The sequence below is a fragment of the Plantactinospora sp. KBS50 genome (assembly GCF_002285795.1).
Taxonomy (GTDB): Bacteria; Actinomycetota; Actinomycetes; order Mycobacteriales; family Micromonosporaceae; genus KBS50.
The window spans coordinates 6,609,634-6,629,631 of record NZ_CP022961.1 but is presented as its reverse complement, the minus strand read 5'-3'; the positions used below and the strand labels follow the sequence as shown (position 1 = coordinate 6,629,631).

Annotated in this window: 19 protein-coding genes and 1 pseudogene; 8 read left to right on the top strand and 12 right to left on the bottom strand. The window is 73.9% G+C overall.

Annotation, left to right across the window (positions count from 1 at the left end; all coding sequences use genetic code 11):
* Positions 1 to 46: 46 nt before the first annotated feature.
* Complete coding sequence (locus tag CIK06_RS28750; protein ID WP_095567412.1) at positions 47 to 613, bottom strand: DoxX family protein; 567 nt, start codon at positions 611 to 613, stop codon at positions 47 to 49.
* A gap of 133 nt (positions 614 to 746) precedes the next feature.
* On the opposite strand from CIK06_RS28750, the pseudogene CIK06_RS28745 reads away from it, so the two are divergent.
* Positions 747 to 1,238, top strand: a pseudogene (locus tag CIK06_RS28745) (GNAT family N-acetyltransferase); the annotation flags it as partial.
* Positions 1,239 to 1,418: 180 nt separating this feature from the next.
* On the opposite strand, the gene CIK06_RS28740 reads toward CIK06_RS28745, so the two are convergent.
* From CIK06_RS28740 to CIK06_RS28710, 7 genes are all read right to left on the bottom strand, one after another.
* Positions 1,419 to 2,681 (bottom strand): ATP-binding protein, encoded by a 1,263-nt coding sequence (locus tag CIK06_RS28740; protein ID WP_095567410.1) that lies wholly within the window; start codon positions 2,679 to 2,681, stop codon positions 1,419 to 1,421.
* A gap of 146 nt (positions 2,682 to 2,827) precedes the next feature.
* Positions 2,828 to 3,316, bottom strand: a complete 489-nt coding sequence (locus CIK06_RS28735) for a hypothetical protein (RefSeq protein WP_095568225.1) — start codon at positions 3,314 to 3,316, stop codon at positions 2,828 to 2,830.
* Between the two features lie 607 nt (positions 3,317 to 3,923).
* On the bottom strand, positions 3,924 to 7,142 hold the full coding sequence (locus tag CIK06_RS28730; RefSeq protein WP_095567409.1) for a UvrD-helicase domain-containing protein: 3,219 nt from the start codon (positions 7,140 to 7,142) through the stop codon (positions 3,924 to 3,926).
* A gap of 46 nt (positions 7,143 to 7,188) precedes the next feature.
* A complete protein-coding gene (locus CIK06_RS28725; RefSeq protein WP_095567408.1) occupies positions 7,189 to 8,580 on the bottom strand; it encodes a metallophosphoesterase in 1,392 nt (463 codons plus the stop codon).
* 6 nt (positions 8,581 to 8,586) lie between these two features.
* On the bottom strand, positions 8,587 to 8,832 hold the full coding sequence (locus CIK06_RS28720) for a MoaD/ThiS family protein (protein WP_095567407.1): 246 nt from the start codon (positions 8,830 to 8,832) through the stop codon (positions 8,587 to 8,589).
* Between the two features lie 4 nt (positions 8,833 to 8,836).
* On the bottom strand, positions 8,837 to 9,901 hold the full coding sequence (gene moaA / locus CIK06_RS28715; RefSeq protein ID WP_095567406.1) for a GTP 3',8-cyclase MoaA: 1,065 nt from the start codon (positions 9,899 to 9,901) through the stop codon (positions 8,837 to 8,839).
* Between the two features lie 17 nt (positions 9,902 to 9,918).
* Positions 9,919 to 10,809 (bottom strand): fructosamine kinase family protein, encoded by an 891-nt coding sequence (locus CIK06_RS28710; protein ID WP_095567405.1) that lies wholly within the window; start codon positions 10,807 to 10,809, stop codon positions 9,919 to 9,921.
* 98 nt (positions 10,810 to 10,907) lie between these two features.
* Between CIK06_RS28710 and CIK06_RS28705 the strand changes: the two genes are divergently transcribed.
* Together CIK06_RS28705 and CIK06_RS28700 are read left to right on the top strand one after the other, a co-directional pair.
* Positions 10,908 to 11,408: a GNAT family N-acetyltransferase gene (locus CIK06_RS28705; protein ID WP_095567404.1), complete on the top strand. Its 501-nt coding sequence runs from the start codon at positions 10,908 to 10,910 to the stop codon at positions 11,406 to 11,408.
* A gap of 254 nt (positions 11,409 to 11,662) precedes the next feature.
* Positions 11,663 to 12,925, top strand: coding sequence for a DUF4192 domain-containing protein (locus CIK06_RS28700; RefSeq protein ID WP_157756990.1), 1,263 nt, complete (start codon positions 11,663 to 11,665; stop codon positions 12,923 to 12,925).
* 15 nt (positions 12,926 to 12,940) lie between these two features.
* On the opposite strand, the gene fdhD is transcribed toward CIK06_RS28700, so the two are convergent.
* On the bottom strand, positions 12,941 to 13,798 hold the full coding sequence (gene fdhD, locus CIK06_RS28695) for a formate dehydrogenase accessory sulfurtransferase FdhD (protein WP_095567402.1): 858 nt from the start codon (positions 13,796 to 13,798) through the stop codon (positions 12,941 to 12,943).
* 271 nt (positions 13,799 to 14,069) lie between these two features.
* Between fdhD and CIK06_RS28690 the strand changes: the two genes are divergently transcribed.
* From CIK06_RS28690 to CIK06_RS28680, 3 genes are all read left to right on the top strand, one after another.
* Positions 14,070 to 14,774, top strand: coding sequence for a molybdenum cofactor guanylyltransferase (locus tag CIK06_RS28690; protein WP_095568224.1), 705 nt, complete (start codon positions 14,070 to 14,072; stop codon positions 14,772 to 14,774).
* Positions 14,758 to 15,006, top strand: a complete 249-nt coding sequence (locus CIK06_RS28685; protein ID WP_095567401.1) for a DUF6457 domain-containing protein — start codon at positions 14,758 to 14,760, stop codon at positions 15,004 to 15,006. The genes CIK06_RS28690 and CIK06_RS28685 overlap by 17 nt, the downstream gene beginning before the upstream one ends.
* Before the next feature lie 112 nt (positions 15,007 to 15,118).
* Positions 15,119 to 16,222, top strand: a complete 1,104-nt coding sequence (locus CIK06_RS28680; RefSeq protein ID WP_095567400.1) for a hypothetical protein — start codon at positions 15,119 to 15,121, stop codon at positions 16,220 to 16,222.
* A gap of 164 nt (positions 16,223 to 16,386) precedes the next feature.
* On the opposite strand, the gene CIK06_RS28675 is transcribed toward CIK06_RS28680, so the two are convergent.
* Both CIK06_RS28675 and CIK06_RS28670 read right to left on the bottom strand, forming a co-directional pair.
* Positions 16,387 to 17,049 carry a hypothetical protein gene (locus tag CIK06_RS28675; RefSeq protein ID WP_095567399.1) on the bottom strand — a complete coding sequence of 221 codons (663 nt, stop codon included), beginning with the start codon at positions 17,047 to 17,049 and terminating at the stop codon, positions 16,387 to 16,389.
* Positions 17,046 to 17,582 (bottom strand): hypothetical protein, encoded by a 537-nt coding sequence (locus tag CIK06_RS28670; RefSeq protein ID WP_157756989.1) that lies wholly within the window; start codon positions 17,580 to 17,582, stop codon positions 17,046 to 17,048. Before CIK06_RS28670 ends, CIK06_RS28675 begins: the two co-directional genes overlap by 4 nt.
* 153 nt (positions 17,583 to 17,735) lie before the next feature.
* Between CIK06_RS28670 and CIK06_RS28665 the strand changes: the two genes are divergently transcribed.
* Positions 17,736 to 18,470: a helix-turn-helix transcriptional regulator gene (locus CIK06_RS28665; RefSeq protein WP_095567397.1), complete on the top strand. Its 735-nt coding sequence runs from the start codon at positions 17,736 to 17,738 to the stop codon at positions 18,468 to 18,470.
* Positions 18,471 to 18,574: 104 nt separating this feature from the next.
* On the opposite strand, the gene CIK06_RS28660 is transcribed toward CIK06_RS28665, so the two are convergent.
* Positions 18,575 to 19,033, bottom strand: a complete 459-nt coding sequence (locus CIK06_RS28660; protein ID WP_095567396.1) for an Lrp/AsnC family transcriptional regulator — start codon at positions 19,031 to 19,033, stop codon at positions 18,575 to 18,577.
* A gap of 107 nt (positions 19,034 to 19,140) precedes the next feature.
* On the opposite strand from CIK06_RS28660, the gene ddaH reads away from it, so the two are divergent.
* Positions 19,141 to 19,926 (top strand): dimethylargininase, encoded by a 786-nt coding sequence (ddaH, locus tag CIK06_RS28655; protein WP_095567395.1) that lies wholly within the window; start codon positions 19,141 to 19,143, stop codon positions 19,924 to 19,926.
* Positions 19,927 to 19,998 lie beyond the last annotated feature (72 nt).

Below are 19,998 nucleotides of genomic sequence, written 5' to 3'. Positions count from 1 at the left end.
GGTAATTCCTGGTAAATCCTGGCCAGATGCGGTGCCGGAGGCTGAATCAGCCCGGCAGCCGCCGGGCCGCCGCCGCGGAGCGCACCGCGATCCGGGCGTCCCGCCGGGCGCTGTGCACGGCCCGGCGTACCGACCGGCCGCCCCGGCGTACCGACCGGCGTCCGTCCAGCATCGCCCGGCTGGTCCGCCAACGCAGGCCCGGCCGGCCCTCGGTGTCGACCGCCGCCAGCAGCAGGCCGCCGCACATCCCGAGGTTCTTCAGGAACTGGATCTTCTGTGCCTTCCGTTCGGCCGGGTCGTCGATCGTCCAGTACGCGTGCCCGGAGAGCGTGGTCGGCACGAGCGAGCCGACCAACGCGGCCGCCGCCGGCCGGGCCAGATGCCCGGTGGCCAGCAACAGGCCGGCGGTCAACTGCACGGCGCCGTTGACCCGGACGAGGCTCTCGGCATCGGACGGCAACCGTGGATCGATGCGTTCCAGCGCCGGACCGACCCGGTCGGTGATTTTGCGCGCCCGTCCCACGAACGGCTGCGGGTTGACCACGGACCGGGCCCCGTTTATCACGAAGATGCCACTGAGCATGGCGCGAGCGATGCCGCGTACGGGTCTCATGTGTCAGTCATACCCCGCGGCCGTGCGCTTTACCCGTACAACGACCGCACCGGGCAACGATGCCCGTCTCCGCCGGGGCGTACGGCCCGGCTTGGCCCCCCGGGGAGGCGCCGGAGGGGTAGCGTCGCCTGCCATGACGGTTGTGCGGCTGCGGCCCGAGCAGCCGTCGGACGCTCCTGCGGTCCGGCGGCTGCTCGCGGCCGCCTTCGCGCACCCCGACGCCCGGGTCCCGGCCGAGGTCCGGCTGGTCGACGCGCTCCGCGCGGACGACGCCTGGCTGCCCGAGCTGTCCATGGTGGCCGAGGCCGGCGGGGAGATCGTCGGCTACGCCCTGCTCACCAGGGTTCGGGTCGATCCCGCGCGATTTCCCGCGCTGTGCCTCGGCCCGGTGGCGGTACGCCCCGACCGGCAACGGCTCGGGTACGGCAGCGATGTCGTGCAGGCCGCCCTGGCGGCGGCCACCGAGCTGGGCGAGCGTCTGGTCGTGGTGCTCGGCAGCCCGGCGTACTACCGCCGGTTCGGCTTCTTCCCCGCCGCGCGGCTGGGATTGACCAGCCCCTGGTCCGGGCTGGGCGATCCGTGGCAGGCGCTGCTCCTGCCGGCGGTCGCCGGCCCGGCGTCCGCAGCGCCCACCGCGTCCCCGGCCGCGGGCGACGGGCCGGTCCCGCCGGCGGGAAACGCCGCGGCACCGGCCGGGAACGCCGCGGCTCCGCCCGGCGAGGGGCCGGTTCCGCCGGCCGGCGAGGTGACCTTCCCGGCACCCTGGTCACTGGTCTGAGCCGCGCCGGGCCGATCGCGACCGGGGTCAGGCCGGCTGCGTCCGCAGGTACCGGCCGAAGTGCGGCACCGTGAAGGCCACCGTGCCGCGCTCGCCCGAGTAGATCAGCCCCTTCTTGATGAGCGCGTCCCGGGCCGGTGAGAGGCTCGCCGGCTTGCGCCCCAGCGACCGGGCGATCTCGGCGGTCGGCACCGCCGCGTCCATGTCGTCGCCGGAGTGGCGGCCCGCCGGATCGCCGCCCGCCTCGCTCTCGACGTACGACAGGGCGGCCATGGCGCGCATGTACTCCCGTTCGGCGGGGGTGGCCCGCTCGAACCGCGAGCCGAAGAAGCCAACCGCCAGTTCCGCCTCGGCCTCCGGGGCGGCCACCCGCACGTCGGACGGGCTGATCGGCGACCGCGGCGCATGGTCCCAGGTGGCCTTGCCGTACGCCTGCACGAAGTACGGGTATCCGCCCGACTTCTCGTACAGCAGGTCGAGCGCCTTCGGCTCGTACTCGACCTCCTCGCGCTCGGCCGGCGCGCACAGCGCCTGGTCGGCGGCGATCCGGTCCAGCCGGTCGATGCGCTGGTAGCGGAACAACCGCTCGGAGTACGACTTGGCGGCCGAGAGCACGGCCGGCAGGTGCGGCAGGCCGGCGCCCACCACGATGAGCGGCGAGCCGAGCTGCGACAGCTCGTGGCAGGCGGCGCAGAGCCCGGAGACGTCCTCCGGGCCGAGGTCCTGCATCTCGTCGATGAAGATCGCGATGCCCGTGCCGACGTCGCTGGCCACGCTCGCGGCGTCGGTGAGCAGCTCCACGAGGTCGATCTCGATGTCGCCGGAATCGGCCCGGCCGGTCGCGGCCGGCACGTCGATGCCCGGCTGCCAGCGGTCCCGCAGCCGTGGGGCGGCGGCCTTCCGGCCGGCCGGCGGCGGGTCGCCGCGCAGCGCGAACGCCTTGAGTACGCCGAGGAACTCGTCGATCCGGTCCGGCGCGCGGTGGTGCGGGGCCAGTTCCCGCACGGCCATGTGCAGGGCGGCCGCCACCGGGCGGCGCAGTGACTGGTCGGGTCGCGCCTCGATCTTGCCGGTGCCCCAGAGCCGCCCGATGGCCTGCGAGCGCAGCGTGTTGAGCAGCACGGTCTTTCCGACGCCGCGCAGGCCGGTGAGCATCAGGCTGCGCTCGGGCCGACCCCGGGCGATGCGTTCCAGTACGACGTCGAAGACGTCCAGTTCGCGGTGGCGACCGGCCAGCTCCGGAGGGCGCTGACCGGCACCGGGGGCGTAGGGGTTCCGGACCGGATCCATTGTCGTACCGTATCGGGGGTTCTAGCGGGAACGGTAGATTGCCGTAGAGGAGCCGATGGCGTGTCGCGCCCGGCCGTCGACAGAAAACTAGGGTTGTCTAGCCGATCGGCTAGACAACCCTAGTTTTCTGTCGACGATCGTCGTGGTCAGCGCTGCTTGAGGCAGAGCACGAAGTCCAGCGTGTCGAGTTCGCTGTCGAAGAAGTACCAGTCGGTGTAGCCCTCGACCTTCGCGCACTTCGCCAGCGCGTCGCTCTTGCCGGTGGTGGCGCCGTCCACCCGGCGCAGCACCTCGTAGGTCTGCGGCGCGCAGTCGGTGATGGTCAACCGCGGCTTGTCGCCGGCCTCGCCGTCGTTGCGGACACACTGGCCGACCTCGACGAACCGCGCGTCCGACGAGGATTCCGGGGCGGGCGTGCCGTCCTGGGCGTCCGGCCCGGCGGACCCGGTCGGCTCCGGCGTCCCGGTGACCGTTCCGGCGGTCGGCAGGGTGTCCCCGCCGTCCCGGTTGCGCAGGTAGTACGCGGCGCCCGCGCCGCCCACGACCAGCAGCACCAGCACCGACAGCAGGACGACCACGGCGAGCCGGCGGCGCGGCGGTTCCGGCTCCGGGCTGTTGCGCGACCACTGCGGCAACCCCGTCGCCTGGCCCGGGTCGTACCGCTGGGTGGTGCCGTACCCCTGGGCCGGGCCGTACCCGGAGCCCTGGCCATAGCCCGAGTTCTGGCCGTACCCGGAGCCCTGGCCGTAACCCGGGTTCTGCCCGTAGCCGGAATCCTGGCCGTATCCGGGACGGTAGCCGCCCTGGTACGGCTCGCCCCCCGACCCCGCCGACGGGTACCCGCCCGAGTCGGCCGACCAGGGCGGGATCCGGAAGTCGGCGCCGCCGTCCGGCCTGCCCGCACGCCCCGGTTCGTAGCCGCCGTCCGGCGCGGCGCGGTGCTCCGGGGCCGGCTCCGGGTCGCCCGGTCGCCGACCCGGCCACGGTTCCGGGCCGCCCGGCGGTCCGTAGTTGGACATGACACGCTCCTGCGGAAGTCGGGTCAGAACCGTCAAACTGCGGCGCCGGCCCGATGACCACCGGCACCCGGGTCACCGTAGCCCGGTCACCGCCTGGTCACCGTAGCGCGGCCGGCGCGTTACCGCAGGTACCGCCCCGGGCCGGCGAGCGGCGCGGTCACACACCGTCGCCGCCGGCCGAACGCCCTGGTCAGATGCGGTGCCGAGGGCGAGCGGGCCGGTGTCACAGCAGGCGGAGCTGCCGGTCCCGGGGTCGGCGTGGCTGTTCCGAGCCGAACCGCTCGAACAGGCCGGGATCGATGGCCGCCAGGAACGGCGTGGGCTCGCACTCCCGTTCCCGACCGTGCCGCGTGCGCCGGCGCACCGAACTCAGGTAGAGCCGGTCCTGCGCCCTCGTCATCCCCACGAAGAACAGCCGGCGCTCCTCGGCCACCTCGTCCTCGCCCGGCGTGGAGCCGGGCAGCCGCAGCGGCAGCAGCCCGTCCTCGCAGCCGACCAGGAACACCACCGGGAACTCCAGGCCCTTCGCCGCGTGCAGGGTGAGCAGCGTGACGGCCTCGGCCCGCGGGTCCAGGGCGTCCACCTCGGCGCCGGTGGCCAGCGCCGTGAGCAGGGCCGGCAGGTCGTCGCCGCAGCGCACGGCGAGCGGCGTCAACAACTCGACCGCCGACCAGATGTCCTCCGGCCCGGTGCCACCCGCCGCGTCGAGCATCGGCGTGGCGAACCGTTCGGCGAGCACCCGGCCGGCGTGTCGCAGCCGGTCCACCAGCGCACCGCCCGGCCCGCCGTCGTTCCGCAACTCGGCGGCGATGGCCGCCACCCCGGCCCGGTTGCGCAGCCGGTTGTGCGAGCGCTTCTGCACCGGTACGCCGGCCCGGTGCAGCGCGTCGATCACGGGCGCGGCCTGGGCGTCGGTCCGGTACAGCACGGCGATGTCGGCGAACGAGACGGATCCGGGGTGGCCGATGCGCCCGTCCACCCGGCCCGAGTCCAGGGACCGGTGCGAGAGGCCGCCCACCAGCTCGTCGATGGTGCGTACCACGAAATCGGCCTCGTCCGCGACGGACGCCGCGGGATACCGGCCGACCAGCGGCGCCTCCGGATCGAGCCGGGCCGGGTCCAGCCGCCGCCCGCGGACCAGCGACGTCGGCGCGATGGCCTGCACGGCGGCGGCCAGGATCGGCGCCGAGGACCGGTAGTTGCGGGTCAGCCGGACCAGCCGGGCGTCGGTGAAGTCCTGCGAGAACCGCAGGAAGTAGCCGACGTCGGCGCCCCGGAACGAGTAGATCGCCTGATCGGGATCGCCGATCGCGCAGAGGTTGCCGTCGGCGGGGCTGAGCAGCCGCAGCAGCTCGTACTGGGTGGCGTCGACGTCCTGGTACTCGTCCACGAAGACCCACGACCAGCGCCGCCGGTACTGCCGGACCAGCTCCGGATCGTCCGCGAGCAGCCGGACCGGCAGCTCGACCAGCTCGTCGAGATCGACCAGGTCCCGGGCGCGCAGCAGCTTCACGTACGCCGCCGGATCCTCGCCGGCCTCGGCGCGCAGCTCGACCCGCTCCGCGTCGTCGGCGATCCGGAACCCCGCCGGCAGCCCGGCGGCGGCGGCGTTCTCGCGCAGAATCCGCAGCCCGAGCGAGTGGAAGGTGGCCACCGTGACGTCCTCGGCGACCGGGCCGAGCAGGCCGTCCAGCCGGGCCCGCAGCTCCTCCGCGGCCCGGCGGGTGAAGGTGATCGCCAGGCATCGTTCCGGAAAGACGTTCAACTCCGCACAGAGGTACGCGATGCGGTGGGTGAGCGTCCGGGTCTTGCCGGTGCCGGGGCCGGCCACGATCAGCATCGGCCCGCCGGGGGCCGAGGCGGCCACCCGCTGCATGGCGTCCAGCCGGTCGAGCAGGCCGGTGCCCACCTCCTCCATTCCGGCGAGCATCGGCTCGAACGGTTCGTGCGGTGACGGGGGCGGCGCGATCGGCGGGGGTGGTGCGGCCGCGGCGGCGGGCGCCGGCCGGGGACGGCGGCGCTGCGCGGGCACCGCCGCGGGCCGCTCGCGCCGCGCCGGTGCCGGCGGGATCTCCGGTACGTCGAACAGCGCGTCCGGCTGACCACCGGCGCCGCCGCCCAACTCGCCCGGGGCGAACAGCCGGATCACCCCGTACTCGCCGTCGTAGCCCGGCACCCGGTGCACCTGGCCGCGGCGCAGCCGCGCGATGGCCTCGGCCAGCCGCTGCCCGCCGGCGGTCCGGACGTCCTCCAGCGGCGCCCGGGTGAGGATCTCCAACTCCGGACCGAGCGCCGCGACCAGCGTGTTGAGCTGGCCGGCCACCGTCTTCGACTTCGCGCCCACGCCCTCGATCTCGCCGAGGATCTCGGCCAGCGGCACCAGGTGGGTGACCGCGGGCGCGCCCTGCGGGCGGTAGCCCTCGGGCCGGTCGGCCAGGTCCTCGACCCGGCTGAGCACCCCGACGGTGAGCGGCCTGCCGCACTCCGGGCAGCGGCCGCCGGCCTGCCGGGTCCGCTCCGGCGGCCAGTTCACCCCGCACGCCCGGTGCCCGTCGGCGTGGTACTTGCCCTCCTCCGGAAAGAACTCGATGGTCGAGTGCAGCCCGGTGCCGGTGCGCAGCGCCTCCCGGAGCGCGAAGTAGTCCAGCCCGGTGTCCAGCACGGTCGCCTCCCGGGCCAGCGCGGGCGGCGAGTGGGCATCCGAGTTGGACACCAGCCGGTAGCGGTCCAGGCCGGACACCCGCCAGTTCATCGCCGGGTCGGAGGAGAGCCCGGTCTCCACCGCGAAGATGTGCTCGGCCAGGTCGGCGTAGCAGTCCGCGATGGCGTCGAAGCCCGACTTGGAGCCCAGCGCCGAGAACCACGGCGTCCAGATGTGCGCCGGCACGAGAAAGCCGTCCGGGCTGGCGGTGAGGGTGATCTCCAGCAGGTCCCGCGAGTCGAGCCCGAGGATGGGCCGGCCGTCCGAGGCCAGGTTGCCGATCCGGCCGAGTGCCGTGTTGAAGCGCTCGACGGCGTCCAGGTCCGGCAGGTAGATCAGGTGGTGCACCTTGCGGGTCCGGTCGTCCCGCTTGTAGATGGTGGAGATCTCGACGCTCAACATGAACCGCACGGCGGTGTCCCCGGTGGTGCCGGCCAGCCGGGGCGGCAGCCGGCGGGCGATGTCCCGCTCGGTCTCCGGGTCCAACCGGTACAGGCCCGGTTCGGCCGGCACCAGGCTGTCGCGCAGGTGGGCCAGCCAGGCCGGGTGGGTGAAGTCACCGGTGCCGAGCAGCGTGATCCCCTTGCGCCGGGCCCACCAGCCGAGGGTGGGCAGCGAGAGATCGCGGCTGCACGCGCGGGAGTATCGCGAGTGGATGTGCAGGTCGGCGACGTACGGGGTGCCTACGGAAGCGCCACTTTCGGCGGCGGCTGGAAACGGAAGCACGCCGCATCCTGTCATGGGCCGATCCACCGGCGTGTTTCGCCACGCGGCGGGGTGAGCTGCGCTATGTGCTCCGCAACTCCACGAGGGTCACCTGCGGCGGGGCGCCGACCCGGACGGGCGGACCCCAGAATCCGGCGCCGTTGGTGACGTACAGCTGGGTTCCGTCGACGGTGGCGTGCCCGGAGACGACCGGTTGTTGCAGCCGGACGACGTAGTCGAACGGCCACACCTGGCCGCCGTGGGTGTGACCGGACAGTTGCAGGTCCACGCCGCGGCGCGCCGCCTCGTGCACCGCGACGGGCTGGTGCGCGAGCAGCACCACCGGTCGGGACGGGTCCCGCCCGCCGAGCGCCGCGTCGAAGTCCGGCCCGGCCGCCACGCCGGTGCCCCGGGCGGACACGTCGTTGACCCCGGCCAGGTCCAGCACGCCGCCCGGGGTGACGATCTCCTGCCGGGCGTTCTGGAGCACCCGCAGGCCGAGCCGGTCCACCTCGGCGACCCACTCGGACACCCCGGCGTAGTACTCGTGATTGCCGGTGACGAAGTAGCCGCCGTACCGGGAGCGGATCCCCCGGAGCGGTTCGGCGGCCGGGCCGAGTTCGGCGACCGAGCCGTCCACCAGGTCACCGACCACGGCCACCAGATCGGCGTCCACCTGGTTGATCAGGGCGACGATCCGCTCCGCGTGCGCGCGGCCGGCCAGCGGCCCGAGGTGGATGTCGGACACCGTGGCGATGCGCAGGCCGTCCATCCGGCGGGGCAGTCTGGCCAGGCCGATCCGCACCCGGTCCAGCCGCGGCGGCCCGGTCGCCACGCGTACCCCGTATCCGGTGATTCCGGCGGCGGCGAGGCCGGCCACGATGGCGGCGCTGCGGGCCAGCAGCAACCGGCGGCGCGGGTCGTGGTCGGTGCCGGCGTCCGCCGGGTCGGGCTGGCCGCGCCGCGCCGGGTGGTCCGGGTCGGTCGGGTCCGGCGCTTCGCCCGCTGCCGCGGCCGGCGGCCCGAGCGATCCGGGCGGCCCGAGCGGCCCGGGCGGCCCGAGCGCGGCCGGTGTAGCCGAGCCGGGCCCGGCGGGCCGCCCCGGACCGACCGCCGACGGCGCCCGCTGCGCCGGCGCGACCTGAGCCGACGCCTGGTCGCCCGCCTTCCGGCGGGCCGCGCGGCGCAGCGCCAGCCGGGCGAGAAGGGCGGGAAGTTCGAGCGCCAGCAGGACCAGCATGAGGTAGAACATCAGCGCCAGCCACAGGTAGCCCGGCCAGGCCAACCAGTACAGGCCGGCGTTGCTGCCGGCCACGGTGGCCGGGATCAGCAGGCAGAGCAGCACCGCGGCGGCTGCGCCGATCCACCGCAACCGCACCGACGTGGTGGTGTCGTGGACCAGGCGTAGCCAGAGGTACCCGTGGATCGACCCCGCCACCAGCAGGACGACCAGCAGAGCGAACACGACGGCCATCGTCGCTCAGCCGCCGGCGAACGGTGGCAGAACGTCGACGGTTGCCCCGGAGGGGATCGGGTTCCGGCGGTCGTGCCAGGCCAGGCCGTCGACCAGGAAGCTGGACACGGCCAGGACGGCGCCGAGCGTTTCGCCGTGCCGGTCGCGCAGCTCGGCCACCAGGTCGTCCAGGCAACCGACCGCCGGCAGGGCCTCCTCGGCGCGGCCGGCGGCCGCGCGGGCGCCGGCGAAGTAGCGCACGGTGATCGACACGCGGTCAGCCGCCGATCGCCGACATCGGCCGGACCGGCTGAAGGAAACTCGGGTCGTCGATGCCGTGGCCGGCCCGCTTGGCCAGCATCGCCGCCCGCCACCGGTCGGCCAACTCGGCGTCGTCGGCGCCGCCGCGCAGCGCGGCCCGCAGGTCCGACTCCTCGGTGGCGAAGAGGCAGTTGCGGACCTGCCCGTCCGCGGTGAGCCGGGTGCGGTCGCAGTCGCCGCAGAACGGCCGGGTGACGCTGCCGATCACCCCCACCCGGGCCGGCCGGCCGGCCGCGTCGACGTACCCGTCGACCAGCCAGGTTTCGGCCGGGGCGCCGCCCCGGTCGACGGGATCCGGCCGCAGCGTCACCGCGGCGCGCAGGGCGGTCAGGATCTCCCCGGCCGTCACCATGGTCCGCCGATCCCAACCGTGCTGCGCGTCCAGCGGCATCTGCTCGATGAACCGCAGCTGGTAGCCGTGCTGGAGGGCGAAGTGCAGCAGCCGCGGCGCCTCGTCCTCGTTCACCCCGCGCATCAGCACGGAGTTGATCTTCACGGGGCGCAGTCCGGCCCCGGTCGCCGCGGCGAGCCCGGCCAGCACGTCGGGCAGCCGGTTCCGCCGGGTCAGCGCCGTGTAGCGGTCCGGATCGACCGTGTCGAGCGAGACGTTCACCCGATCCAGGCCGGCCTCCCGCAGCGGCCGGGCCAGCCGGTCCAGACCGAGCCCGTTGGTGGTCAGCGACAGCGCCGGCCGGGGCCGCAGCTCGCCGGCCCGGCGCACGATCTCCACCAGGCCCGGCCGGATCAGCGGCTCGCCGCCGGTGAACCGCACCTCGGTCACGCCGAGACGCTGCACGGCGATCCGGACCAGCCGGAACACCTCGTCGTCGGTGAGCACGTCGGCCCGGGGCAGCCAGGGCAGGCCCTCGGCGGGCATGCAGTACGTGCAGCGCAGGTTGCACCGGTCGGTCAGCGACACCCGCAGATCGGTGGCGACCCGGCCGTAGCGGTCCACGAGCGGGCCGGCGCCGGGCGCGGCCGCGCGCGGCGGATCGGCGGCTGGACGGTCCGGGACGCTCACGGGTCGACCGTAGCGCGTCACACCGACAAAGCCGCGCGGGCGACCGCCAGCACCGACTCCCGGTAGGCCGCGCCGAACAGCGCGGTGTGCACCAGCATGAGGTGGAGCTGGTGCACCGGTACGCGGTGCCGCCAGCCGTCGGCCAGCGGCCACACCTCCTGGTAGGCGGCCAGCGTACGGTCCAGGAACGGGCTGCCGCCGAAGAGCGCGAGCTGGGCCAGGTCGGTCTCCCGGTGACCGCCGTGCGCGGCCGGGTCCACCAGGTACGCCCGGCCGTGCGCGGACCACAGCACGTTGCCCGGCCACAGGTCACCGTGCACCCGGGCGGGCGGCTCGGCACCGCCGTACCCGTCGAGCCGGCCGATCACCCGCTCCACGATGCCGGCGTCGCCGGCGCCGAGCGCGCCGTTCTCCACCGACCGGCGCAGGTACGGCGCCAGCCGGGTGCGCCCGAACCACTCCGCCCACGGCCCGTCCGACGGGGTGTTGTCCTGCGGCAACGCGCCGACGTACCCCGGCCAGTCCGCGCCGAAGGCCGGCGCGCCGGCCCGGTGCAGCGCGGCCAGGTCCCGGCCGAACCGCTCCGCGGCGGCGCCCGTGGCGGTCCCGGGCTCGACCCACTCCAAGGCGAGCATCCCGTCCAGCGACGCCAGCACCTCCGGTATCGGCACCGCCGCCGGTTCGGCCAGCCAACGCAGCCCCGCCGCCTCGGCCGCGAAGAAGCCCTCCGGTACGGGCGTGGCCGCCGACTCCGGCCAGGTCTTCGCGAAGATGGAGGTGCCGTCGTCCAGGGTGAGCCGGGACGCCGTACAGATGTCCCCGCCGGACACCGGTGTCTCGCGGATCCGCTGGTGGGTGAGGAAGGTGGGAAGCTGCCCCGGGTGCGCCCGCAGGTAGGCCAGATCCATCCGGGCACCGTATCGCCGCGGGCGGGGTATTGGTGACACACCGGGGGCCAACCGGCCGGGTGGCTGGCCGGCGGGCCGTCCCGGGGTAAGGATGAACCATGACCACCACCACTGTCCGGCCGTACCGTCCCGCCGATCATGGTGCAGGCCGCCGGCTCTGGTCCGAGCTGGTGGACCGGCGCCGGTCGCTCTATCCCGGTGGCAGCGGTCCGGATCCGGGTGACTTCGAGGAGTACCTGACCCGGCTGGACCTGTCCGGGGTGTGGGTCGCCGACCATCCGGATCACGGGGTGGTGGGCTTCGTCGGTCTGATCCTGGACGGCCGTGCCGGGCGGGTCGAGCCGGTCGTGGTGGCCGAGCCGCTGCGCGGCGCCGGAGTCGGCCGCGACCTGCTGGCGCACGTCGCCGACCAGGCACGCCGGCGGGGGATGCGCCGGCTCACGGTGACACCGGACGCCCGCAACGTCGACGCGTTGCGCTGCCTGCACGGCGCCGGGTACGACGTGCTCTCCGCCGTACAGCTCACCCTCGACCTGGCCGGGCGGCCGGCCGACGAGGCGGCCGAGCTGGATCTGCACGGGTTGCGGTTCCGGGTCTGACGGGCGGCCGGTTACGGGGTTGTCCGCGCGTCGTCCCGCGGTCGTCCGTGCGCCGGCCGGTGGACCGGGGGTCGACTTTCCGGACCACCGATTTCAGGATCGCTGACGGGCGGGAATCGCGCTGACCAGGGCGATTACCCAGCGTGGCTGTGGACAACGCGCGTGTCATCCACAGGCCGGCGCGCCGCCCGTCGCGCCGGGCCGGGGCGGTTCGGCACGCTGCCCGCATGCCATCCTGCGAACCTCCTCCGCTCATGGTCCGCTCGCCGGCGGACCTCATCGCCGCCGTCCCCTTCCTGCTCGGCTTCCACCCGTCGGAGAGCCTGGTGGTGGTCGCCCTGCGCGGCTCCCGGGTCGCCTTCGCGGCCCGGGTCGACCTGCCGCCAGCGCCGGGCCGCTCCGATCCGGTGGGTGGACCGCCGGCCGCCGGCGGCGCGGCCCCGGCGGACAACGCCGGTACGGGTGACGTCGAAGGCGCCGGCCCACCGGGCGGTCCCGTCGACCGGGCGGATCCGGCGGCCGGGTCCGCCGGCGCCGCCGGGCCGGCTCCGGCTCCCGACGCGCAGGGCACGGTGCGGGAGGTCATCAAGGTCGTCCGGCGGCAGAAGGTCGAGGCCGTCACGGTGCTCGGCTACGGGCCGGCCGAGCGGGTGACCCCGGTGATCGACGCGGTGCGGGACGCCGCGCGCCGGCACGAACTGCGGGTGCTCGACCTGCTCCGGGTCACCGGCGACCGCTACTGGTCCTACCTGTGCGGCAACCCGGCGTGCTGCCCGCCGGACGGCGTGCCGTTCGACGCGTACGCCAGCCCGGTGGCCGCGGCGGCGATCTTCGCCGGCCAGGTGGCCCTGCCGGACCGGCGGGCACTCGAACGGCAGTTGGCGCCGGCCGGCGGGGCCGAGCGGGTGGCGCTGCGCCGGGCCGCCACCCGCGCCAGCAAGCGGCTCAACACGCTGCTGGTGGACGCCGCCACCGCCGTGCTGACCGATCCGGCGCCCGACGCGCCGGTGGCGTCCCGGCGGACGCGGGTCGGCGACTCGCGGGCCGCGCGGGCCCGGGCGGTGCGTACGGCGCGGGCTCGCGCGCTGCGCTCGGCCGGAGCCCTGGCGCTGCGGTCCGCGCCCACCCGGTACCGGACGGGCGGGCGGCTCACCGACGACGAGGTGACCTGGCTCGGGGTGCTGCTCAGCCGAGCGCCGGTGCAGGAACAGGCGTGGCGGCGGGTCGACGCCGACCAGGTCGCGCTCTGGACGGACGTGCTGCGCCGGGTGCCGACCCGGCTCACCGGACCACCTGCGACGCTGCTGGCGTACGCGGCCTGGCAGGCCGGGCAGGGCGCCCTGGCCGTGATCGCCGTGGAACGGGCGCTGGCGGTGGATCCCGGCTCGCCGGCGGCACTGTTGATCGACGAGGCGCTGCGGGCCGGCGTACCGCCGTCGATGCCGGACACCGAGCCGGCGCCGGCCGATCCGACGGCCGCCGACCCCGCGCCCGCCGACCCGACCGGCCGGCGATGAGGCCGCGACGTCCCGTCAGTGGGCGATCCGCTCGGCGCCGGCGTAGACGTTCATGGTCTGACCCCGCAGGAAGCCGACAAGCGTCAGCCCGGCGGCGCCGGCAAGTTCGGCGGCGAGCGTGCTCGGCGCGGAAACGGCGGCCAGCACCGGGATCCCGGCCATCCACGCCTTCTGGGTCAGCTCGAAGCTGGCCCGACCCGAGACCAGCAGGACGTGCCCGGTCAGCGGCAGCCGGTCCTGCCGGGCCGCCCAGCCGATCAGCTTGTCCACCGCGTTGTGCCGGCCGACATCCTCGCGGACCGCCACCGGATCACCGTCGGCGGTGAACAGCCCGGCGGCGTGCAGCCCGCCGGTGCGCTCGAAGGTGCGCTGGGCCGAACGGAGCCGGTCCGGCAGCGTCACCAGTGTCGCCGCCGCCACCGTGACCGGGTCGCCGGCGACCTCGTACGGGGAGCGGGTCCGCACCGCGTCGATGCTCGCCTTGCCGCAGACCCCGCACGAACTCGTGGTGTAGAACGCCCGGTCCATTCCGGTCGACGGCTCCGGGACGCCGGGTGCGAGCACCACGTCCACCACGTTGTACGTGTTCGGGGCGTTGTCCCCGGCGCAGAGCTGGGCGGTGGCCACGTCCCGCGCCGACCGGATCAGACCCTCGGTCAGCAGGAACCCGATCGCCAGATCCAGCTCGTCGCCGGGCGTCCGCATGGTCACCGCCAGCGGGCGGCGCCGGCCGGGACCGGCGGGACCGACCCGGATCTCCAGCGGTTCCTCCCCGGCGAGCGAGTCCGGCCGGCGTACCGCGATCGGGGCGTCCCGGTCCGGCGCCGACAGGTCGATCCGCACGATGCTGCGGCGGTCACTGGCGCGTCCCATGGGGCCATCCTGCCCCGCTGCCCGGCGGACCGCCCGCTCCGCGGGAACGCGGCCTGCCCGGCCTGCCCGGCCTGCGCGGCCCGATGCGGGGGCGGGTCGTGCCCGGGCACCGGGCACCGGCCGGGATCGCGCACATCTTCCGCGCCCGTGCCCGACGCTTGATCAACGGGGCAGGGAGGCGGATGGGGTCGGATGGCGAGACGGTAAGCCCGGCCAGCGGGATGCCAGCGGGGTGGCCAGCGCAACGGCTTCGGCCGCTACGGTGACCGGCATGGGCGGATACGCGGCGGTGATCCTGGCCGGCGGCTCCGGTCGGCGGTTGCGCGGGGCGGGCAAGCCCGCCGTGCCGGTCGCCGGTCGGGGCATGCGGGACCGGGTGCTGGCCGCCGTGGCGGACGCGGCACCGCGGATCGTGGTGGGCCCGTCCACCGACCTGCCGGCCGGCGTACTGGTCACCCGCGAGGACCCGCCCGGCGGCGGTCCGGTCGCGGCGCTCGCAGCCGGGTTGGCGCTGCCCGAGCTGGCCGCCGTCCGCGAGGTGGCCGTGCTCGCGGCGGACCTCCCGCTGCTCACCCCCGAGGCCGTGGCCCTGCTCCGGCGCGAGCTGCGGTCCGCCGGCGGACCGGCCTCCGGTCACGCGGACGGTGCCGGTCACGCGGACGGTGCCGGTTACGCGGACGGTGCCGGTCACGCCGGGGGCGCCGGTCACGCCGACGGTGCCTGCTACCTGGACGGCGCCGGTCGCCGGCAGTCGCTGTGCGGGATGTGGTGGACCGCGTCGCTGCGCAGGGCGCTCGACAGCCTGGCCCGCAGCCGCGGTGGCTCGCTGGCGGGTGCGTCCGTGCGCGCACTGTTCGACGGGCTCGCCGTGCGGGAGGTGACCGGGCCGACCGACGGTCCGCCGCCGTGGTTCGACTGCGACACTGAGGCGGATGTCCGGCGCGCCGAGGAGTGGCTCGATGACGACCATGGATGAGTGGGTGGCGGCGGCCGGCGGCGAGTTGGGGCTGTCGACCACGCAGGTACGCCCGCAGCTCGTCCTCGACCTGGCCCGGGACGTTGCGCACAATGTGCTGCGGCCGGGCGCGCCGGTCACCGCGTACCTGTTGGGCCTGGCCGTGGGGCGCGGGGCCGATCCGGACGAGGCGGCCGAGCGGCTCAGCCGGCTGGCCCGGGGCTGGCCGGACCGCGACCCTGGTCCCGGCTGAGCGGACGCCGGCATCGGTGGCGCCGATGGCGGAGCGGCTGTCGGCTTGGAGTCCGGCACGTCACCCCCGGCGGCGCCATCGCCTAGGGTGTGCCAGACGGACGGAGGCGATCATGACAGCAGACCATCCCTCACCGGCCGGCGGCGGGATGACCGGGTCGGATGCGGCCGGGGCGCCGGATTCGATCCTGCTCGACGAGCCCACCACCGCCGACCTGCGGGCGAAGGTGACCGATGCGTGGCAGGAATTCGCCCGAGCGCTCGCCGGTGCGCTGCGAGCGGTGCCCGCGGGCACCCAGCTCGAACTCACGCTGGACCCCACGGCGTCCGGAACGGGTCACGCCGTCTACTCGGTGGCCCTGGAACTGGGCGAGCAGGACCGCATCGTCGGGCGGGCGGTCGGCAACACCATGCTGCCCGAGGGCTACCGGCTCAACCGGGCGGCCGTGGCGGACATGGTGGCGCTCGGCTGGTCCCCGCCCGGGGTGGTGGCGGGATCGGGCGATCATTTCGGGCTGACCAGCAGCCGGGGAGAGGCCAACCGGGTTTCCACGATCGTGGCGCGGACCCTCCGCGACGTGTATGGAGCGCCGCATCCGGCCTTCCTCGTCTACCTGGTCCGGGACAGCGACGACGAACCGATCCCGGTCGAACCGCTCGGCCCGGCCCGGTCGGAGATCGCCGTGGACCGGCAGGACGATCAGGAACTGGCCACGGCGCTCGCCGCGGCGGAGGCGGAGTCCGGCGAAGAGGAGGTCCTCGGCCTCGACGAGCGGGTCCGCACGGTGATCTCCACGATGCTGCGCTCGAACCCGGAACAGCTCCAGCTCGACTCGGACGGTGACATCAGCATCCGGGCCGGCTCCGCGATGGTGTTCGTCCGGGTTCGCGACAACCCGCCGTTGGTGGACGTGTTCTCCCCGGTGCTGACCGAGGTCGAACCGACCGAACGGCTCTACGTGAAGTTGTCGGAGCTGACCAACCGGATGCCGATCGGCCGGCTGTACTGCACCAACGACACCGTCTGGGCCTCGATCCCGGTGTTCGGGCGCAACTTCCAGCCCACCCACCTGATGCTCGCCGTCCAGGTGATGACGGGGCTGGCCGACGAACTGGACGACCGGCTGCTCGGCGAGTTCGGCGGCAAGCGGTTCTTCGGTGAGGGGGACAAGCCCCAGGAACGCGAGGGCGGCCACCGGACCGGGATGTACCTCTAGGCCGCGGGACACGGCCCAAGGCCCAGTTCGGGCGTGTCCCGCGGATCCACCCCCGAGATCCACGGGACACGCCCTGACCCGGATCCGCATCAAGGAGTGGGATCGGGTCTGCCTGGTTCGGCGTCCCCCGGTACGCGCTCCGGACGGGTCGCCGTTCCCCCAGCTCAGCTCTGCCAGGTCCCGAGAACCTCCCGGAGGTAGTCCAACAGCTTGGTGAGCTGGGCGTCGCTGATCGGGAGCTTGTCGACCGAGGTCCACTCCACGCTCACCCCGTCGGACGAGCCGTCGGCTTCGAGGGCATGCGTCTGGACGAACATCGCGGTGGCGTGCTCGCGCCGGATGAAGGCGCGGGTGGAGTAGGTGAACGGGTCGCCGTACACCTTCAGACCCTGTTCCATGAAGGTGTCGAGGTTGCCCACCCGGTCGAAGTAGACGCCGACCTGCTCGCCCAGGCCGTAGCGGTCCTTTGGACCTTCCAGGCTGCACTTGATCCAGTGGAGGCCGTTCGGAGAGCCGGCCTTCTCCACGGTGAGGCTGTCGTAGCCGACCAGCCCGGCGAGCTTGGCGAGGTCCAGCCGGTCGCAGAATGCCTGCGGGTCGGGCACGTCGGCGCTGCTGGCTCCACGGTCGGCGGATGCGGAATCGTCCGCGCCCGAAGGGCTGGCCGCCGCGGCGGCCGACGGCTCGGTCCGGTCGGCGGCCGGGACGGTGTCCGATCCGGCGTCGATGGCTTCCTCCCCGCCGCCACAGCCGGCGAGGACAACCCCCAGGCCGAGCGCCGCGGCGACCAGGCCGATATTGCGGACCGTTCGGGTGGGAATCGTCATCGCGTGCAGTGCTCCGAGTAGTAGTTGACGAGGTTCTGCGCGGCGGCCACGTAGTCGCTGCTGGTGATGAACGTCGTGAGGTCCCGTCCGACCCGCTGCAGCGCGGCGAGATCGTCGGCCTTCAGACCCGAGATCGCATTCGCGTCGCCGCTGAGGAACGCGCCGATGTCCTCGTCATCGAGGCCGGAGTCGTCCAGTGCGTCACGAATTGAGGCCAGTCCGTCGCGGACAACCGTCGCGTCCTCGGCAATCTCCGGGGGCGAGTGAGCTGCCAAATTGTCGTATGCCGCGATGGCGGAGTCGATTTCCCCCTTTTTGAGGTCATCGATCGCATCGCCGTTGAATGCCGCAACCGCGAGGGTGCAGACGTCATCTCCCGATTCGGCCGCGGCGTTGGAGCCGCCGGCGGCGGAGTTCTCGATGGGGTTCGCGGCAGTCGTCCGGGCGGGCGGAGCCGCGGCGGGATCCGCCGACCCGCCGCTACAGCCCGCCAGGAGAACGACCGCGAAGAGCACGGTGGTCGCACGCAACATGATCGTCAACATAGGCCGGTCGGCGACCCCGATCCCATGGGTCATTCGACCCAGGGGGTGCCGCGGAAACCGCCACGGTAAACGCCAGGAAGATCAAATTCCTGCGGGCCCCTTTGTCGGTTCCTTGAGATTCGGTGTCTACCGTCACCCGCGATGGCGACCTATGACGAAGCGCTCCTGCGCACTCTGAAACGGATCAGTTCCGTACGGACGCTCGACGCCTTCGGCGAGACCGTGACGCGCGAGCTCTACGACCTGATGCCGTGCGTCAGTACCTCGTACAACGAGCTCAACCCGACGGCTCCGAAGGCAGTCGCATTTATCTATCCGGACCCGACGCCCGAGTGGTGGGCGGAGTTCAAGCCGCCGTTCGAGAAGCACATGACCGACCATCCGGTGCTGCGCGCCTTCGCCGAGTGGGGCGAGGGGCCACCGACGACGTGGGATGACGTGGACCCCGCGGGCGCGTTCACCGACACACCGCTGTACCGCACCTTCTACGAGCCGCTCGGCATCAGGAGCCAGATCGCGTTCGAGGTCCCGGCGCCGCTCGGCGTTGTCGTGGGAGTGTCGGTCAACCGGGACGGCTCGCCCTTCACGGGCGAGGAACGCGCGCTCGTCACCGAGCTGCGGGAGCACCTGATCCATCTCCACCGGCTCGTCACCCTCGCCGATCGAGCGCGGCTGAGCATCGAGGTTCTCGGCCTGACGCCGCGCCAGGCCGAGGTCGCCATGCTGCTGCACGAGGGACTGACCAACAGTCAGATCGCGCGGCGCATCGGCGTCGGCGAGAGCACCGTACGCAAGCACCTGGACGTCATCTTCCGCACGCTCGGCGTGCGGTCCCGGGCCGCTGCGGTGACGGCGCTGCTGACCGTCGCGCCATGAACGTGACCCGGGCACCGCCGGGCCCGGCCACCCGCCGAGCAAGGTCGTACACATGTGCTATCCACAGGCTGTGGACAGCACATGTGTACGACCGATCCGCCTGGTCAGCCCGGTGCGGCCACCACCGTCGGTGACTCGACCAGCCGGGACAGCACGATCATGCTGCGCGTCGAGGTGATGAAGGGCTCGGCCCGCAGCCGTTCGAGGGCCTGTTCGAGGTGGGCGATGTCGGCCGCGCGCAGGTGCACGATGGCGTCCGCCTCACCCGACACCGTGTAGGCACCGACGACCTCGGGGTGCCGGCGGGTCGCGGTGGCGATCTGCGCCGGTGTCGTCCGGCCGGTGCAGAACAGCTCGATGAACGCCTCCGTCGTCCAGCCGACCGAGGCCGGGTCGACGACGGCGGTGAATCCCTTGATGACCCCGGCCGCCCGCAGCCGGTCCACCCGGCGCTTCACCGCGGGAGCCGAGAGGGAGACCCGGCCGCCGATCTCCGCGTACGAGGCGCGGGCGTCAGCCACGAGAGATGCAATGATCCGCTGGTCCACGGCGTCGATGTGCAACGTTCCGTCTCTTTCAAGCAATGGTTGTGGCTGTCATCGTCGCTTTACCGTACTTACTCTTGGTGTCCGTGAACCAGCAGCGCGCACCGCGAAAGCGGACATATCTGATGTGCCCGCCCGAACATTTCGCGGTGGAGTACGCCATCAACCCGTGGATGCACACCGACGAGCCGGTGGACACCGCCCTCGCGGTGAAGCAGTGGGAGGCACTGCGCGAGACGCTGGTGCGGCTCGGTCACACCGTGCACGTGCTGACGCCCGAGCCCGGCCTGCCGGACATGGTCTTCGCCGCGAACGGCGCGCTGGTGGTGGACGGCACCGCGTACGGCGCGCGGTTCAAGCACGAGCAGCGCGCCGCCGAGGCCGGCCGGCACCGGGCGTTCTACGAGGCCCAGGGCTGGCGCTTCGTCGCGCCGAGCCGGACCAACGAGGGCGAGGGCGACTTCGCCTACCTGCCCCGGGCGTACGGCGGGATCATCCTGGCCGGGTACGGGTTCCGCACCGAGCCGGTCGCGCACGCCGAGGCGCAGGAGATGCTCAACCACCCGGTCGTGTCGCTGCGGCTGGTGGACCCGCGCTTCTATCACCTGGACACGGCGCTGGCCGCGCTCGACGACGAACGGGTGACCTACTTCCCGGGCGCCTTCTCGGCGGCGTCGCAGAAGGTGCTCGCGCAGCTCTTTCCGGACGCCGTGCTGGCCGACGAGGTCGACGCGTTCGCCTTCGGGCTGAACCTGGTCAGCGACGGCCGGAACGTCGTGCTGAACAGCGAGGCGACGGGAATGGCCGCCAAGATCGCCACAGCCGGGTACGAGGCGGTGCCGGTGGACCTTTCCGAGCTGAAGAAGGGCGGCGGCAGCGTCAAGTGCTGCGTGGCCGAGCTGCGGCACTGAGCCCACCGCGCGCCCGGCCACCGCGCGCCCGGCCACCGCGGCCCGCAGCCGCAGCCGCAGCCGCAGCCGCGG